This window comes from Mycobacterium sp. 134, from assembly GCF_048282715.1.
GTDB lineage: Bacteria > Actinomycetota > Actinomycetes > Mycobacteriales > Mycobacteriaceae > Mycobacterium > Mycobacterium septicum.
The window spans coordinates 956761-971116 of record NZ_JBLVUN010000008.1; the positions used below are offsets into that span (position 1 = coordinate 956761).

Genomic DNA, 14356 nt, shown 5'->3' on the forward strand with positions numbered 1-14356 from the left:
CATGGACTCAGGCCCGAATGACCATCTCCGAGTCTCAGATGCCGAACGCGCGAAGGTGGGACAACTGCTCGAGCGTGCGGTAGCCGAGGGCATGATCACGCTCGACGAGTTCAGTGAGCGCTACGACGCCGCACTGGCTGCTCGCACCCGCGGCGAGTTAGGCGCGGTGGTGGCGGACCTGCCGATCGCATCACCGCCGATGGTCCCGGCATCGCACCTGCCGGCGACGGCACCAGAGGAGCTGCGTGGCTGGATGTCCTCGATCGTGCGGCGCGGACAGTGGCGGGTGGCTCCTGCCCTGCACCTCAACACCCGGCTGTGCAGCACGACCCTCGACTTCAGCTCCGCGGTGTTGCCGGGGCCCGTGGTGGAGATCGTCATCGACGACTACTGCAGCTCGACGGAGCTCATCGTGCCCCCTTCGGCCACTGCCGATCTGAATGCGGTCAACGCCATCGCCGGAAGCGCCACGGTCAAGGTCCGCACCAGCCCGCCGTCGGATCAGCTGCACCTCGTCGTGCGTGGCCGCGTGCGGATGGGTTCGGTCACCGTGCGGCACCCGTTCGGAAGCTGGCTGAAGCGCCTGAGCGGCACTCGATAGCGCGGACCGCTGTGGCCGCCTCTCGGTGTGACATGTCGTTGGGAACTTCGTCAAACTTTTTGACGATCCCCGAGCGGGTAAGACTCCACGACTCACCGGAAAAATCACTCGATGCGGCGCAGGCGCATGCCGGCAGAACGCAGCTCCAGGGCGGCCAGGCCGCGAATGGCGCGCTGGTCTTGACTGCGCCAGGCACCGACAGGGTCATCGGAGACCGCGGTCAGCTTGGCCAGCGGCCGATTGGCCAGTGCCCGCAGCGCCAGCAGCTGTTCCCCGGCCACGGTCGAGGCCAGGGTGATCGCGGTCCACTTGCGCCGGAAGAACCGGACCCGCAGATACAGCCAGGGCATCGCCACGAACAGGATCGGCGCGGCGGCCACCGCCAGGGCCAGCACCCAGGCCAGCCAGCTCGCGGTGCTGTCCAGGTTGGCGCCCGCGCCGGCGATGTCGAGGGCCGCTTCACTGGCAGCGCGCAGCGGCTTGCTCAGCGTGTCACCGATCAAGGGAACGCTGTCGGTGCTGTCACCAGCGGATCCCAGGTTGTCAGCAACCCCGTTCGCGCCGCTCTGGACCTGCCTGCCGACCTCGGCGATGGTCGCCACCGCCGAATGCACGGCCAATCCCACCAATATCCACACCGCGGTCCAGGCGATCACGGCCGCATCGCTGAACAACTGGGCCAACAAGCGGCCGGGTCTGCTGGCATAAGGCAGGTACCGCGATCTCATGAGACCGATCCCAACACATAGGCTGGCCCAATGCGCCCTGCTCTGTCCGACTACCAGCACCTGGCCAGCGGGAAAGTCCGCGAGTTGTACCGCATCGACGACCAGCACCTGCTGTTCGTGGCGACCGACCGCATCTCGGCCTACGACTACGTCCTCGACTCGCAGATCCCGGACAAGGGCCGGATCCTGACGGCGATGAGCGTGTTCTTCTTCGACCTGATCAGCGCGCCCAACCATCTGGCCGGACCGCCGGATGACGAGCGCATCCCCGAAGAGGTGTTGGGCCGCGCGCTGGTGGTGAAGCAACTGAAGATGCTGCCGGTGGAGTGTGTGGCCCGCGGCTACCTGACCGGCTCGGGGCTGCTCGACTACCAGGCGTCGGGTTCGGTGTGCGGTATCCCGCTGCCCCCGGGTCTGGGGGAGGCGAGCAAGTTCGACGAGCCGCTGTTCACCCCGGCCACCAAAGCAGACATCGGCGAGCACGACGAGAACATCTCGTATGGCACCGTGATCGAACTGGTCGGGCCGGTGCTGGCCAGCCAGCTGAAGGAGCGCACGCTGCAGACCTACGTGCAGGGTGCGGACCACGCGCTGACCAAGGGCATCATCATCGCCGACACGAAGTTCGAGTTCGGTGTCGACGAGCACGGCAACGTGGTGCTGGCCGATGAGGTGTTCACCCCGGACTCTTCCCGGTACTGGCGCGCCGAGACCTACCAGCAGGGTGAGGTCCAGGACAGCTTCGACAAGCAGTTCGTCCGGAACTGGCTGACCGGGCCCGACTCCGGCTGGGACCGGCACGGCGACACCCCGCCGCCACCGTTGCCCGAGGAGATCGTGGCAGCCACCCGGGACCGGTACATCGAGGCATACGAACGGATTTCGGGCCTGCGGTTCGACGATTGGATCGGCGCATGACACAGTCCGTACAGCCACCGGTCGCCAAGCGTGGCAATCACCGCCGTGAGCATCACGGTGACGTGTTCATCGACCCCTACGAGTGGTTGCGCGACAAGGAAAACCCCGAGGTGATCGCGCACCTGGAGGCCGAGAACGCCTACGCCGAGGTCGCCACCGCCCATCTGGAGCCGTTGCGGCAGAAGATCTTCGACGAGATCAAGGCGCGCACCAAGGAAACCGACCTTTCGGTGCCTATGCGCCGCAATGGCTGGTGGTACTACGCGCGCAGCTTCGAGGGCAAGCAGTACGCGGTGCACTGCCGGTGCCCGATCGGCGATCCCGACGACTGGACGCCACCCGCGCTCGACGAGGGCGCCGATATCCCCGGCGAGCAGATTCTGCTCGACGAGAACGTCGAGGCCGACGGTCACGAGTACTTCTCGCTCGGCGCGGCCACGGTGAGCCTGGACGGCAACATCCTGGCGTACTCCGTCGACGTCAAGGGCGACGAGCGATACACCTTGAAGTTCAAGGATTTACGCACCGGCGAGCACTACGACGACACGATCGCCGGGATCGGCGCCGGCGGCACCTGGGCTGCTGACAGCCGCACGCTGTACTACACGACGGTCGACGATGCCTGGCGGCCCGACACCGTGTGGCGGCACCGGTTGGCTTCCGGCCTGCCCTCCGAGAAGGTGTATCACGAACCCGACGAACGGTTCTGGGTCGCGATCGGGCGCAGCCGCAGCGACAAGTACCTGTTCGTCGCATCGGGCAGCGCCGTCACCACCGAGGTCCGCTACGTCGACGCCAACGACCCGACGGCGGAGTTCACCACGGTGTGGGAGCGTCGCGACCTGGTGGAGTACTCCGTCGAGCACGCCGTGGTCGGGGGCGAGGACCGGTTCCTGATCCTGCACAACGACGGTGCCGAGAACTTCATGTTGGTGGAGGCCCCGGTCAGCAACCCGAGCGATTTCCGCACCCTGATCGAGCATCGGTCTGACGTGCGTCTGGACGGTGTCGACGCGTTCGACGGGTTCCTGGTGATCAGTTACCGCAGTGAGGCATTGCCGAAGATGGCACTGTGGCCGCTCACCGCGGACGGATACGGCACGCGTGAGGAACTGACCTTCGATTCCGAGCTGACCGCCGCGGGGATGGGCGGAAACCCGAACTGGTCCACACCGAAGTTGCGGATCGGTGCGACCTCGTTCATCACACCGGCGCGGATCTACGACCTGGACCTCGCCACCGGTGAGCGCACGCTGCTGCGCGAGCAGCCGGTGCTGGGTGGTTACCGGCCGGAAGACTATGTGGAGCGCCGGGATTGGGCGACGGCACCCGATGGGGCTCGGGTTCCGATCTCGATCATTCACCGGGCCGGGTTGCAGTTCCCGGCGCCGGCGTTGCTGTACGGCTACGGTGCCTACGAGTCGTGTGAGGATCCGCGATTCTCGATCGCCCGGTTGTCGTTGTTGGATCGCGGAATGGTGTTCGTGATCGCGCATGTGCGTGGCGGCGGCGAGCTGGGACGGCCGTGGTACGAGCACGGCAAGCTGCTGGAGAAGACGAACACGTTCACCGACTTCATCGCGGCCGCACGCCATCTCGTCGATGGCGGGGTGACTCGCCCGCAGAATCTGGTGGCTCTCGGAGGTAGTGCCGGCGGATTGCTGATGGGCGCGGTCGCCAACATGGCCCCCGAACTGTTCGCCGGGATTCTGGCCCAGGTGCCGTTCGTCGATGCGCTGACGACCATCCTGGATCCGTCGTTGCCGTTGACCGTGACCGAGTGGGACGAGTGGGGAAATCCGTTGGAGGACCCCGAGGTCTACCGCTACATGAAATCCTACACGCCCTACGAGAATGTGGCGGCGCAGGACTATCCGGCGATTCTGGCGATGACCTCGCTCAACGACACCCGGGTGTACTACGTGGAGCCGGCCAAATGGGTTGCCGCGCTCCGTCATACCAAGACCGACGGTCATCCCGTGCTGCTCAAGACCGAGATGGTGGCCGGTCACGGCGGCCTGTCCGGACGCTACGAGCGGTGGAAGGAAGCGGCGTTCCAGTACGCCTGGCTGCTAGCTGCCGCCGACGGCGACAACTACGGCAGCGGCCAGGTAGACAGCCTCTTCGGCGGTCCGGACGCCTAACCGCGAGGTCATCGACTTCGGCGGGTTGGGCATCCTGGCCGCATACACATTGGCCGGGAACATGGCCAGCATGAGCAGGAACAGGCACACCGCCGCGGCGACCCGGGTGGGCGGGTAGAGCAGGCCCGCGGCGCCGGCCAACTCCAGCACGCCGGTGACCGTCACCAGGGCGGCCGGGGCGGGCAGCGATGGCGGCACGATGGCGATCATGTCGCGCCGCAGCGGATTGACGAAGTGCGCGACGCCGGTCATGACGAACATCGCGGCCAGCCCGACCGCTATTGCCTCGGGCCAACTGTCGAGATAGTCCACATCCAGCATGCCGATCACCCGGGCGGCCACGCTACCCAGAACCAGGGTCAGGAAGACGGCCATCGAAGCTCCGATCTTGTCGGTGTCTAGATCGCCACGCTACGCCTAATCTAGGCGCTGTCAAGATGTGGGGTTAGGATGACCCGCATGGGCTATCACCACGGCGACCTCAGGGCCGTGATCCTCGCTCAGGCCGCCGATCTGGTGGCCGAGCGCGGCGCCGACGGCATCTCGCTGCGCGAACTCGCACGCGCCGCGGGCGTCTCACACGCGGCGCCCGCGCACCACTTCACCGACCGCCGCGGGCTGTTCACCGCACTGGCCACCGAAGGGTTTGAGCTTCTGGCCGCGGCCCTTACCGAGGCCAGGCCGCAGTTCATCGACGCCGCCAAGGCCTACGTGCGCTTCGCTCTCGACCACCCCGGCCACTACGAGGTGATGTTCGACAAATCGCTCTACGACGACACCGATGCCGAGCTGGTCGCAGCCTCGTCGGCAGCCGGAGCGGAGCTGAACCGCGGCGTCGGCACCCTGGCCGATCCGAAGGCCGCCGCCGACCCCGACGGTGCCGCACTGGCCGCTTGGTCTCTGGTGCACGGCTTTTCGATGCTGTGGCTCAACGACGCGATCGACACCGCGGGAGATCCGATCGCCAAGGTGGAGAGTCTGGCCGCGATCCTGTTCGACAAGTAGGTCGGGTAGCGTCGCGCGGATGAGCCTCAACGACATTCCGCTGACCACCCTCGACGGCAGGCAGACGACGTTGGCCGAGTTGGCCACGGGCGCCACCCTGGTGGTCAACGTGGCCTCCAAATGCGGCCTGACGCCGCAGTACACCGCGCTGGAGAAACTCGCCCAGGATTACGCCGCGCGCGGGCTCACCGTGGTCGGGGTGCCGTGCAACCAGTTCATGGGCCAGGAGCCGGGCAGTGCCGAGGAGATCCAGACGTTCTGCTCGACCAACTACGGCGTGACGTTCCCGTTGCTGGCCAAGGCCGACGTCAACGGCGCTGATCGTCACCCGCTCTACGCAGAGCTGACCCAGGCCGCCGACGCGGCGGGTGAGGCCGGGGACATCCAGTGGAACTTCGAGAAGTTCCTGCTCGCCCCCGGTGGCACGGTGGCCAACCGGTTCCGTCCCCGCACCGAACCCGACGCGCCCGAGGTCATCGAGGCCATCGAAGCGGTCCTGCCGGCCTGATCAGGCTCTAGCCGAATGGACATTCGGCGTCAGAGTGTTCGACACCGTCCCGACATGTGACGTTGCCACACTGGCAGCGTGACCGGACAACTCATCGTCTCGATATCGCAGATCAGCGATCGCACGCTGGGCGATGTCGCGTCATTCTGCGCCGAGCTCGATGCCCGTGGGGTACCGGTGTCCATGTTGGTGGCGCCGCGGCTCAAGGGCGGATACCGGTTGGACCGCGATGCCGGCACCGTGGAGTGGCTGGCCCGTCGGCGCAGCGGCGGTGACGCCGTCGTCCTGCACGGCTACGACGAGGCCGCGACCAAGAAGCGGCGCGGTGAGTTCGCCTCGTTGCCCGCCCATGAGGCCAACCTGAGGTTGATGGGCGCCGACCGGGTGCTCGAGCACCTGGGACTGCGTACCCGGTTGTTCGCCGCCCCCGGCTGGACCGTGTCGCAGGGCACGGTGACCGCTCTGCCGCGCAACGGTTTTCGTCTGCTGGCCGATCTGAACGGCATCACCGACCTGGTCCGGGAGACCACGACGCGCGCCCGGGTGGTCGGCATCGGAGAAGGTTTTCTGTCCGAGCCGTGGTGGTGCCGCACCGTGGTGCTCTCGGCAGAACGCACCGCGCGCCGCGAAGGCACGGTGCGTGTCGCGGTTGCCGCGCGGCACCTGCGCAGGCCCGGTCCCCGGCAGGCCATGCTGGACGCGATCGACCTGGCTTTGCTGCACCGGTGCGTGCCCACCATCTACCAGTGGCGAGGATTCTCGGTCCTGACCGAGGCTGCCTGACTAGGGCTAGTCTTGCGTCTCATGGCAGACGCCGATGTCATTGTCGTGGGGGCAGGTCTCGCCGGCTTGGTCGCCGCATGCGAACTCGTCGAGCGCGGGCACCGCGTGCTCATCCTGGATCAGGAGAACGCCGCCAACCTCGGTGGGCAGGCATTCTGGTCGTTCGGCGGACTGTTCTTCGTCGACAGCCCCGAACAGCGCAGGCTCGGGATCCGCGACAGCCAGGAGTTGGCCCTGCAGGACTGGCTGGGCACCGCGGGGTTCGATCGGCCCGAGGATCACTGGCCGCGGGAGTGGGCACACGCCTACGTCGATTTCGCCGCCGGGGAGAAACGTAGCTGGCTGCGGTCCCGAGGCCTGCAGACCTTCCCCCTGGTCGGGTGGGCCGAGCGGGGCGGTTACGGGGCGCTGGGACACGGCAATTCGGTGCCGCGATTCCACATCACCTGGGGAACCGGGCCGGCGATCGTCGACGTCTTCGCCCGCCGGCTGGTGGGAGAGCCGCGGGTGCGGTTCGCCCACCGTCACCGCGTCGACGAACTCATCGTCTCCGAGGGCGCCGTCGTCGGGGTCCGGGGTGCGGTGCTCGAGCCCTCCGACGCGCCTCGCGGGGCGCCGTCGTCGCGAAACGTGATCGGCGACTTCGAGTTCCGCGCATCTGCTGTGATCGTGGCCAGCGGCGGGATCGGCGGCAACCACGACCTCGTGCGCAAGAACTGGCCCGCGCGTATGGGCCGGGTGCCCGAGCAATTGCTCAGCGGCGTCCCCGCACACGTCGACGGCCGGATGATCGGCATCTCCGAGGCCGTCGGTGCGCATGTCATCAACAGCGACCGGATGTGGCACTACACCGAAGGCATCACCAACTACGATCCGATCTGGCCCGACCACGGGATCCGCATTCTCCCGGGGCCGTCGTCACTGTGGTTGGACGCCAACGGAAAACGGCTGCCCGGGCCGCTGTATCCGGGCTTCGACACCCTGGGCACGCTCGAACACATCTGCCGCACCGGGCAGGACTACACCTGGTTCATCCTCGACGCGCGGATCATCGCCAAGGAGTTCGCGTTGTCCGGCCAGGAACAGAATCCCGATCTCACGTCCCGCAGCGTGCGTGACGTCCTGGCGCGGGTGAAACCCGGTGCGCCGGCCCCCGTGCAGGCGTTCGTCGATCGTGGTGTCGACTTCGTCAGCGCGCGCTCCCTGCGCGAACTGGTGGCCGCGATGAACGACGTACCGGATGTGCTGGAAGTCGACTACGCCACGGTGGCGGCCGAGGTGACCGCACGGGACCGCGAGGTGGTCAACAAGTTCACCAAGGACGGGCAGATCACCGCGATCCGGGCGGCCCGCAGCTACCTCGGTGACCGGTTCAGTCGCGTCGTCGCCCCGCACCGGCTCACCGACCCGAAGGCGGGTCCGCTGATCGCCGTCAAACTGCACATCCTGACCCGAAAGTCCCTGGGCGGGTTGGAAACCGACCTCGACTCCCGGGTACTCAAAGAAGACGGCGCCGCGTTCGCCGGCCTGTACGCCGCGGGGGAGGCGGCAGGATTCGGCGGTGGCGGGGTACACGGCTACCGGTCCCTGGAAGGCACCTTCCTCGGTGGGTGCATCTTCTCCGGCCGGGCGGCGGGCGCGGTGCGGCCGCCGATATCGCCTAGGCCGGCTCGCGTTCAGAACACCACGGCTGAGCCGTGAATCAGAACACCACGGCTGAGCCGTGAATCAGAACACCACGGCTGAGCCGTGAATCAGAACTCGGTGCCGTTTTCCTCGGTGAGAACCCGGAATTCGGTGTTCGTCATCTCCGTCAGCCGCCCGTAGTAGATGCCGCGCGCACCCGGCTCGATGATGCCCTGATGGATCGGCACCGCCCGCGCCGGAGCCACCGCGCGCAGGAAGTCCACAGCCTCTGAGATTTTCATCCACGGGGCGGCCGCGGGGGTGGCCAGCACGTCGACCGGTTCGCCGGGGACGAACAGGGCGTCACCGGGATGCATGAGCCGGGCGGGATGCTCGTCGTCGCCCAGCAGGTACGAAATGTTGTCGATCACAGGGATTTCCGGGTGGATCACGGCATGTTTGCCACCGGTCCCGCGCACATCGAGCGAGCCGACCCGGAATGCGTCGCCGGGGTGCACCGCCTGCCACGGCTCACCCAGCTGGGCGGCGGTCTGCGGATCGGCATAAAGCGCGGCCTGCGGATTGGCATCGATCAGCGCGGGCAACCGGGCGGTATCGGCATGGTCGGGATGCTGATGGGTGATCAGGATGGCCGACAAACCGGTGATGCCTTCGAAACCGTGCGAGAAGTTGCCCGGGTCGAACAGCACGGTGGTGTTCGAAATGCTGGCCAGTAGGCACGAATGTCCGAAATGCGTGAGTTGCATACCTATATTGTGGCGCTCGGTGGGGATATGGCGGGTCATCGTGGCGATGTCGATCGTGCTCTGCGGGCTGGCCGCAGCGCCCCCTTCGGCCTGGTCGGAGCCCAGCCCCGACTGCCCGCCGCTGTGTGACCGCATTCCGGACTCGGCGTGGGTGGACACCTCGAAACTCCCGTTGGACCGTGAGTACGGCTGGCCCGGGCTGGCCGGACTGGCCGTGACCGCCGTCGCACCACGCTTCCGCTTCGAGGAGGAATGTGCGTCGGCGCCGGTGCCCGGGGATCCGCGCGGCTATGCAGTGGCGGCGCGGTCGGAGGTGACCCGGCCCGCGGGGCACTGGCAGCTGCGCGTGCAGGTCATCCATTGGCGCGGGGAGACGTGGCAAGGCGGGCAGACGGCGCTGGCGGTGCTGCAAGGAGCCACTGCGGCACTGCGCGCCTGCCCGGGGAACGCGGCGTCGATCACCACAGAGCGGACCGGGCGGCTGGCAGCGGCGGTCAACCTCGACGATGGGACGGTCCTGCACCAGTACCTGCTCGCCGATCCGTACAACAGCACCCTGGTCGAGCTGGCCATGTGGACGAGCACGCCACCACAGGTCGCGTGGTCGGCTCCGGCGGACCGTCAGGTGCTCGATGCGCTGGCCGACCCACTGTGCACGGCTTACATAGGGTCGTGCCGGTAGAGTGTGCGCCGTGGCAAAGGTGGTTGTGCACGTCATGCCCAAGGCGGAGATCCTCGACCCCCAGGGTCAGGCGATCGTCGGGGCACTTGGTCGGCTTGGACATGGTGGTATCTCGGACGTCCGTCAGGGCAAGCGTTTCGAGCTCGAAGTCGACGACTCCGTAGCTGACGAAACCCTGGCCGAGATCGCCGAATCTCTGCTGGCCAATACCGTTATCGAGGACTTCTCGGTGAGCCGGGAGGGCGCGTGACCACCCGTGTCGGGGTGATCACCTTCCCCGGGACGCTCGACGACGTCGACGCGGCCCGAGCCGTCCGTCTGGCCGGGGCCGAGGCGGTCAGCCTGTGGCACGCCGACGCGGACCTGAAGGGCGTCGACGCGGTCGTCGTGCCCGGCGGCTTCTCCTACGGGGACTACCTGCGCTGCGGGGCCATCGCGAAGTTCGCCCCGGTGATGGGTTCGGTCGTCGAGGCTGCCGGCAAGGGCATGCCCGTGCTCGGCATCTGCAACGGCTTCCAGGTGCTGTGCGAGGCCGGGCTGCTGCCCGGAGCGCTGACCCGCAACGCCGGACTGCATTTCATCTGCCGCGACGTGTGGCTGGAGGTCGCCTCCAACACCACGGCCTGGACGACCCGGTATGACGCCGGTGCCGACCTGCTGATCCCGCTCAAGTCGGGCGAAGGCCGTTACGTCGCCTCCGACGCCGTGCTCGACGAGCTCGAGGGCGAGGACCGCGTGGTCTTCCGCTACCGCGAGAACCTCAACGGTTCGATGCGCGGCATCGCGGGCGTGTGCTCGGCCAACCGTCGCGTCGTCGGCCTGATGCCGCATCCCGAACACGCCACCGAGGCGTTGACCGGTCCGTCCGACGACGGGCTCGGCTTGTTCTACTCCGCGCTCGACGCGGTTCTCTCGGTTTAACGTTCTGCCGCACTCGGCACCGCGAGCGACCGCTGAGGTACGCACTTTGCGGCGTGTCGGCGTACAGACACGGTCGCTCGCGGGGCAAGAGGGGGCTCAGGCAGTGAGGGCGACCGAGGCCTCGGCGGTGTAGGCCAGGAACGTCAGCGTCTCCTGCAGGTAAAGCTGCACGCTCTCCGCATCGTGGGACAGGTAGCCGATCGAGACGTCGGTGCCCAGCTGCAGATCGAAATCGCCACCGCGGGTGGACAGTACGAACGCACCGTCGATCGCCGGCGCCCAGATGATCTCGCCGTCGACCAGCCGGCTCAGGTGCTCGCGGATCGGGTAACCGTGCGCCGTGGTCTCGCTGACCTTGGTGTAGGTCGCCGCCGAGAGCAGCACCGAATACGGTCCGTCGACACCGGCCAGCCGCAGCTCGGACAGTGCCTGGGCGATCACGTCGGGGATCTCACGGGCGTCGTCGGGCAGGGCCAGCGCCGGGTTGGAGCTGGAGCTGCGGATGCCCTCGATCGAGGCCGCCGGGTAGCCCTCGAAGATCGCCCGGTCCTCGACGAACGCCAGCTTCTTGGCGGCGTCCTTCACCGGATCCCAGTCGGAGTCCTGGGCGCCGCGCTCGACGTCGTCGATCGCGGTGCGCGACACCGTGAACGGCACCCGCAGGCGCACCAGCGGCTTGGCGTCGCGCAGGTGGGCGACCACGCCGTCACCGGGCGAGTTCACATCGAGCAGATGGCCCGTGCTGATCGCCGCGGTAACCGGGCCGCCGGGCTCGCTGACGTCGACCACGCGCCGTCCGGCGATGTGCCGCTTGAAGGTCCGGCTGGCCTCGAGTTCGATCTCGGCCCAGGCGGACTCGGTGATCGGGGCAAGCTCGCGGTACAGGTTGTTCATTGCGGGATTCCTTTCAGGCTGCCGATCGCCAGGGAGGTGTCTTGCTTGGCCGTCGCGGGTTCTTCGACCGGAACCGGAAGCGGCGGTGGATCATCGAGGAAATCGATCGTGGGGACGAAGAACATGCCGCCGGTCACAGCGGTGGAGAAATCCAGGATCCGGTCGGTGTTGCCGGGTGGATCGCCGATGAACATATTGGTCAGCATGCGTTCGGTGATGGCCGGATCGGCGCAGTATCCGATGTAGTACGTGCCGAACTCGCCGCTGCCGAGTTCGCCGAACGGCATGTTGCGCCGCACGATCTTCAGCTCGTTGCCGTCTTCGTCGGTGATGACGTTCAGCGCGATATGAGAGTTGGAAGGTTTGACGTCATCGGACATCTCGATGTCGTCGAGCTTGGTGCGGCCGATCACGCGCTGCTGTTCCTCGACCGAAAGCGAGCGCCAGTCCGTCATGTCATGCACGTACTTCTGGATGTGCACGTAGCTGGCCCCGGCGAAATCGGGATCCTCGGCGCCGATCTGAACGGCGGCCGCCGCAGTGGACCCGTTCGGGTTCTCGGTGCCGTCTACGAAGCCGAGGAGGTCCCGGTTGTCGAAGTACTGGAACCCGTGCACCTCATCGACAACCGTGACGGCACTGCCGAACTCCTGCAGCATGCGGTCGGCCAACTCGAAACACACATCCATGGTGTCGGCGCGAATGTGCAACAACACATCACCGGGGGTGGACGGTGCCTGATGTCGTCCGCCGTCGAGAGCGATGAACGGATGCAGACTGGCCGGACGCGGCCCGGCGAACAGGCGATCCCAGGCCGCCGAACCGATCCCGGCCACCAGCGACAGCTCCTTGGTGGTATCGCGGAACCAGATCGAGCGGACGATGCCCGAAATGTCGGGGAGCACGTCGTGAACGGCTTGTTCGCCGTCGTCCTCGATCGTCAGTACCAGAAAGATGGCCGCCCGCGTCAGAAGGTTCAGCACCGGCTGCGGGATTGGATCGGGCACAAACCGACCCTACCGACACCGGCGGCCGGTTCGCCGGTCAAGATGAAAAGATGCCAGCGAGCGCTCAGGGCCTGTGCGAGTTCATCGATGCCTCTCCGTCTCCGTTCCACGTGTGCGCCACCGCCGCGCAACGCCTGCGCGACGCGGGATTCACCGAGCTGGCCGAAACCGACGGCTGGCCGGCCACCGCGGGCAAGTACTTCACGGTGCGGGCGGGCTCACTGGTGGCCTGGAACACCGAGGGAACAGACCCGGCTGCACCGTTCCGGGTCGTCGGCGGCCACACCGACAGCCCCAACCTCCGGGTCAAACAGCACCCCGATCGCGTCGTCGCCGGATGGCAGGTGGTCGCACTGCAGCCCTACGGCGGGGCCTGGCTGAACTCGTGGTTGGACCGCGACCTCGGGATCAGCGGCCGGCTCTCGGTCCGCGACGGCAACCGGATCGAACACCGGCTGATCCGGATCGACGATCCGATCCTGCGCGTGCCCCAACTCGCCATCCACCTGTCCGAGGACCGCAAGGGCGTGAGCCCCGACCCGCAGCGCCATGTCAACGCGGTGTGGGGCCTGGGGGAGCGGCCGCGGTCCTTCCTCGGGTACGTCGCCGAGCGGGCCGGTGTCCAACCGGACGGGCTGCTCGGTTTTGATCTGATGACCCACGACCTGACGCCGTCGGCGATCACCGGCGCCGAGGGGGAGTTCGTCAGCGCGCCCAGACTGGACAACCAGGCCACCTGCTACGCGGGGCTGGAGGCGTTCCTGGCCGCGGGTGCCGGCACACATGTGCCGGTGCTGGCGCTGTTCGACCACGAGGAGGTCGGCTCGACCTCGGACCACGGCGCCCAGTCCGAACTGTTGCCGACCGTGCTCGAGCGCATCGTGCTCGCCGCGGGCGGTACCCGGGAGGACTTCCTGCGCAGGGCAGCCGGATCGATGGTGGCCTCCGGGGACATGGCGCACGCGACGCATCCGAACTACCCGGACCGTCATGAGCCCGGACACCTGATCGAGGTCAACGCCGGGCCCGTGCTGAAGGTGCAGCCCAACCTGCGCTATGCCACCGACGGCCGCACCGCGGCGGCGTTCGCCCTGGCCTGCGACCAGGCCGGGGTGCCGCTGCAACGCTATGAGCACCGCGCCGATCTGCCGTGCGGGTCCACCATCGGGCCGATGACGTCGGCGCGGACCGGGATCCCGACCGTCGACGTCGGCGCGGCGCAGCTCGCCATGCATTCCGCCAGGGAGTTCATGGGCGCCCGGGACGTCGCCGCCTACTCGGCGGCATTGCGGGGGTTCTTGTCACCGGCCTGATCTAGGGTCGGCGCCATGGCACTCTCCGTGGAGATGATCACAGTCGACTGCACCGATCCCGACACGCTGGCCCAATGGTGGGCGCAGGCCGTCAACGGCACGGTAAATGCCGTCGTCCCAGGCGAATTCGTCCTCGTCGACCTGCCCGACGGGCCCAACCTCGGTTTCCAGCATGTCGACGATCCGACGCCGGGCAAGAATCGCGTGCACCTCGACTTCCACGCGGCCGACATGGAGGCCGAGGTGGCGCGCCTGGTGGGGCTGGGGGCCAGCGAGACCGGGCGGCACAACTTCGGTCCGGAGTTCAACTGGGTGGTGCTGGCCGACCCGGCCGGCAACGCCTTCTGTATCGCCGGCGGATAGCCCGGGCGGGCGGGTTTCGACGCCGCCAACGGTGTGGCCGCGCCCACAGTGGCCCACGTGCTGGTGAGGCACATCAGCGGCTGCCCGCGCCCACTC

Annotated in this window: 16 protein-coding genes and 1 pseudogene; 12 read left to right on the top strand and 5 right to left on the bottom strand. The window is 67.5% G+C overall.

What is annotated here, in order from left to right; all coding sequences use genetic code 11:
• Position 1 precedes the first annotated feature (1 nt).
• Entirely contained in the window at positions 2 to 601 is a 600-nt protein-coding gene (locus ACNQVK_RS09205) for a DUF1707 SHOCT-like domain-containing protein (RefSeq protein ID WP_418029270.1), read from the top strand.
• A 104-nt stretch (positions 602 to 705) separates the two neighbouring features.
• Here ACNQVK_RS09205 and ACNQVK_RS09210 read toward each other — a convergent pair whose 3' ends face one another.
• Positions 706 to 1329: a hypothetical protein gene (locus ACNQVK_RS09210; RefSeq protein ID WP_418029271.1), complete on the bottom strand. Its 624-nt coding sequence runs from the start codon at positions 1327 to 1329 to the stop codon at positions 706 to 708.
• A gap of 30 nt (positions 1330 to 1359) precedes the next feature.
• On the opposite strand from ACNQVK_RS09210, the gene ACNQVK_RS09215 reads away from it, so the two are divergent.
• Together ACNQVK_RS09215 and ACNQVK_RS09220 are read left to right on the top strand one after the other, a co-directional pair.
• Positions 1360 to 2247: a phosphoribosylaminoimidazolesuccinocarboxamide synthase gene (locus ACNQVK_RS09215; protein ID WP_418029272.1), complete on the top strand. Its 888-nt coding sequence runs from the start codon at positions 1360 to 1362 to the stop codon at positions 2245 to 2247.
• Positions 2244 to 4391 carry a S9 family peptidase gene (locus ACNQVK_RS09220; protein ID WP_418029273.1) on the top strand — a complete coding sequence of 716 codons (2148 nt, stop codon included), beginning with the start codon at positions 2244 to 2246 and terminating at the stop codon, positions 4389 to 4391. The genes ACNQVK_RS09215 and ACNQVK_RS09220 overlap by 4 nt, the downstream gene beginning before the upstream one ends.
• Here ACNQVK_RS09220 and ACNQVK_RS09225 read toward each other — a convergent pair.
• Positions 4320 to 4766, bottom strand: a complete 447-nt coding sequence (locus ACNQVK_RS09225; RefSeq protein ID WP_418029274.1) for a DoxX family protein — start codon at positions 4764 to 4766, stop codon at positions 4320 to 4322. The genes ACNQVK_RS09220 and ACNQVK_RS09225 overlap by 72 nt on opposite strands.
• A gap of 84 nt (positions 4767 to 4850) precedes the next feature.
• Between ACNQVK_RS09225 and ACNQVK_RS09230 the strand changes: the two genes are divergently transcribed.
• The 4 genes and pseudogenes from ACNQVK_RS09230 to ACNQVK_RS09245 all read left to right on the top strand — a co-directional run bounded on the left by ACNQVK_RS09230 (position 4851) and on the right by ACNQVK_RS09245 (position 8351).
• On the top strand, positions 4851 to 5396 hold the full coding sequence (locus tag ACNQVK_RS09230; RefSeq protein ID WP_418029275.1) for a TetR/AcrR family transcriptional regulator: 546 nt from the start codon (positions 4851 to 4853) through the stop codon (positions 5394 to 5396).
• A gap of 19 nt (positions 5397 to 5415) precedes the next feature.
• Positions 5416 to 5904 (top strand): glutathione peroxidase, encoded by a 489-nt coding sequence (locus ACNQVK_RS09235; RefSeq protein ID WP_418029276.1) that lies wholly within the window; start codon positions 5416 to 5418, stop codon positions 5902 to 5904.
• Positions 5905 to 5982: 78 nt separating this feature from the next.
• On the top strand, positions 5983 to 6687 hold the full coding sequence (locus tag ACNQVK_RS09240) for a DUF2334 domain-containing protein (protein ID WP_418029277.1): 705 nt from the start codon (positions 5983 to 5985) through the stop codon (positions 6685 to 6687).
• Positions 6688 to 6708: 21 nt separating this feature from the next.
• Positions 6709 to 8351 (top strand): annotated as a pseudogene (locus ACNQVK_RS09245) (FAD-binding dehydrogenase).
• 90 nt (positions 8352 to 8441) lie between these two features.
• Here the strand turns inward: ACNQVK_RS09245 and ACNQVK_RS09250 are convergent.
• Positions 8442 to 9080, bottom strand: coding sequence for an MBL fold metallo-hydrolase (locus ACNQVK_RS09250; protein WP_418029278.1), 639 nt, complete (start codon positions 9078 to 9080; stop codon positions 8442 to 8444).
• A gap of 46 nt (positions 9081 to 9126) precedes the next feature.
• Between ACNQVK_RS09250 and ACNQVK_RS09255 the strand changes: the two genes are divergently transcribed.
• From ACNQVK_RS09255 to purQ, 3 genes are read left to right on the top strand one after another with little or no spacing between them, the layout of a single operon-like run.
• A complete protein-coding gene (locus ACNQVK_RS09255) occupies positions 9127 to 9762 on the top strand; it encodes an ATPase (protein ID WP_418034068.1) in 636 nt (211 codons plus the stop codon).
• 10 nt (positions 9763 to 9772) lie between these two features.
• Positions 9773 to 10012 carry a phosphoribosylformylglycinamidine synthase subunit PurS gene (gene purS / locus ACNQVK_RS09260; protein ID WP_044521864.1) on the top strand — a complete coding sequence of 80 codons (240 nt, stop codon included), beginning with the start codon at positions 9773 to 9775 and terminating at the stop codon, positions 10010 to 10012.
• Positions 10009 to 10683: a phosphoribosylformylglycinamidine synthase subunit PurQ gene (gene purQ / locus ACNQVK_RS09265; protein ID WP_044520507.1), complete on the top strand. Its 675-nt coding sequence runs from the start codon at positions 10009 to 10011 to the stop codon at positions 10681 to 10683. The genes purS and purQ overlap by 4 nt, the downstream gene beginning before the upstream one ends.
• A 96-nt stretch (positions 10684 to 10779) precedes the next feature.
• On the opposite strand, the gene ACNQVK_RS09270 is transcribed toward purQ, so the two are convergent.
• Entirely contained in the window at positions 10780 to 11577 is a 798-nt protein-coding gene (locus ACNQVK_RS09270) for a family 1 encapsulin nanocompartment shell protein (protein ID WP_044520506.1), read from the bottom strand.
• On the bottom strand, positions 11574 to 12584 hold the full coding sequence (locus ACNQVK_RS09275) for a Dyp-type peroxidase (RefSeq protein ID WP_418029279.1): 1011 nt from the start codon (positions 12582 to 12584) through the stop codon (positions 11574 to 11576). Before ACNQVK_RS09275 ends, ACNQVK_RS09270 begins: the two co-directional genes overlap by 4 nt.
• Positions 12585 to 12634: 50 nt before the next feature.
• Between ACNQVK_RS09275 and ACNQVK_RS09280 the strand changes: the two genes are divergently transcribed.
• Together ACNQVK_RS09280 and ACNQVK_RS09285 are read left to right on the top strand one after the other, a co-directional pair.
• Positions 12635 to 13897, top strand: coding sequence for a M18 family aminopeptidase (locus tag ACNQVK_RS09280; RefSeq protein ID WP_418029280.1), 1263 nt, complete (start codon positions 12635 to 12637; stop codon positions 13895 to 13897).
• 15 nt (positions 13898 to 13912) lie between these two features.
• Entirely contained in the window at positions 13913 to 14260 is a 348-nt protein-coding gene (locus ACNQVK_RS09285; protein ID WP_418029281.1) for a VOC family protein, read from the top strand.
• Positions 14261 to 14356 lie beyond the last annotated feature (96 nt).

Coding starts and splice junctions, on each gene's coding strand:
- ACNQVK_RS09205 (WP_418029270.1), top strand. CDS start 2: ATGGACTCAGGCCCGAATGACCATCTCCGAGTCTCAGATGCCGAACGC.
- ACNQVK_RS09210 (WP_418029271.1), bottom strand. CDS start 1,329: ATGAGATCGCGGTACCTGCCTTATGCCAGCAGACCCGGCCGCTTGTTG.
- ACNQVK_RS09215 (WP_418029272.1), top strand. CDS start 1,360: ATGCGCCCTGCTCTGTCCGACTACCAGCACCTGGCCAGCGGGAAAGTC.
- ACNQVK_RS09220 (WP_418029273.1), top strand. CDS start 2,244: ATGACACAGTCCGTACAGCCACCGGTCGCCAAGCGTGGCAATCACCGC.
- ACNQVK_RS09225 (WP_418029274.1), bottom strand. CDS start 4,766: ATGGCCGTCTTCCTGACCCTGGTTCTGGGTAGCGTGGCCGCCCGGGTG.
- ACNQVK_RS09230 (WP_418029275.1), top strand. CDS start 4,851: ATGGGCTATCACCACGGCGACCTCAGGGCCGTGATCCTCGCTCAGGCC.
- ACNQVK_RS09235 (WP_418029276.1), top strand. CDS start 5,416: ATGAGCCTCAACGACATTCCGCTGACCACCCTCGACGGCAGGCAGACG.
- ACNQVK_RS09250 (WP_418029278.1), bottom strand. CDS start 9,080: ATGCAACTCACGCATTTCGGACATTCGTGCCTACTGGCCAGCATTTCG.
- ACNQVK_RS09255 (WP_418034068.1), top strand. CDS start 9,127: ATGTCGATCGTGCTCTGCGGGCTGGCCGCAGCGCCCCCTTCGGCCTGG.
- ACNQVK_RS09270 (WP_044520506.1), bottom strand. CDS start 11,577: ATGAACAACCTGTACCGCGAGCTTGCCCCGATCACCGAGTCCGCCTGG.
- ACNQVK_RS09280 (WP_418029280.1), top strand. CDS start 12,635: ATGCCAGCGAGCGCTCAGGGCCTGTGCGAGTTCATCGATGCCTCTCCG.
- ACNQVK_RS09285 (WP_418029281.1), top strand. CDS start 13,913: ATGGCACTCTCCGTGGAGATGATCACAGTCGACTGCACCGATCCCGAC.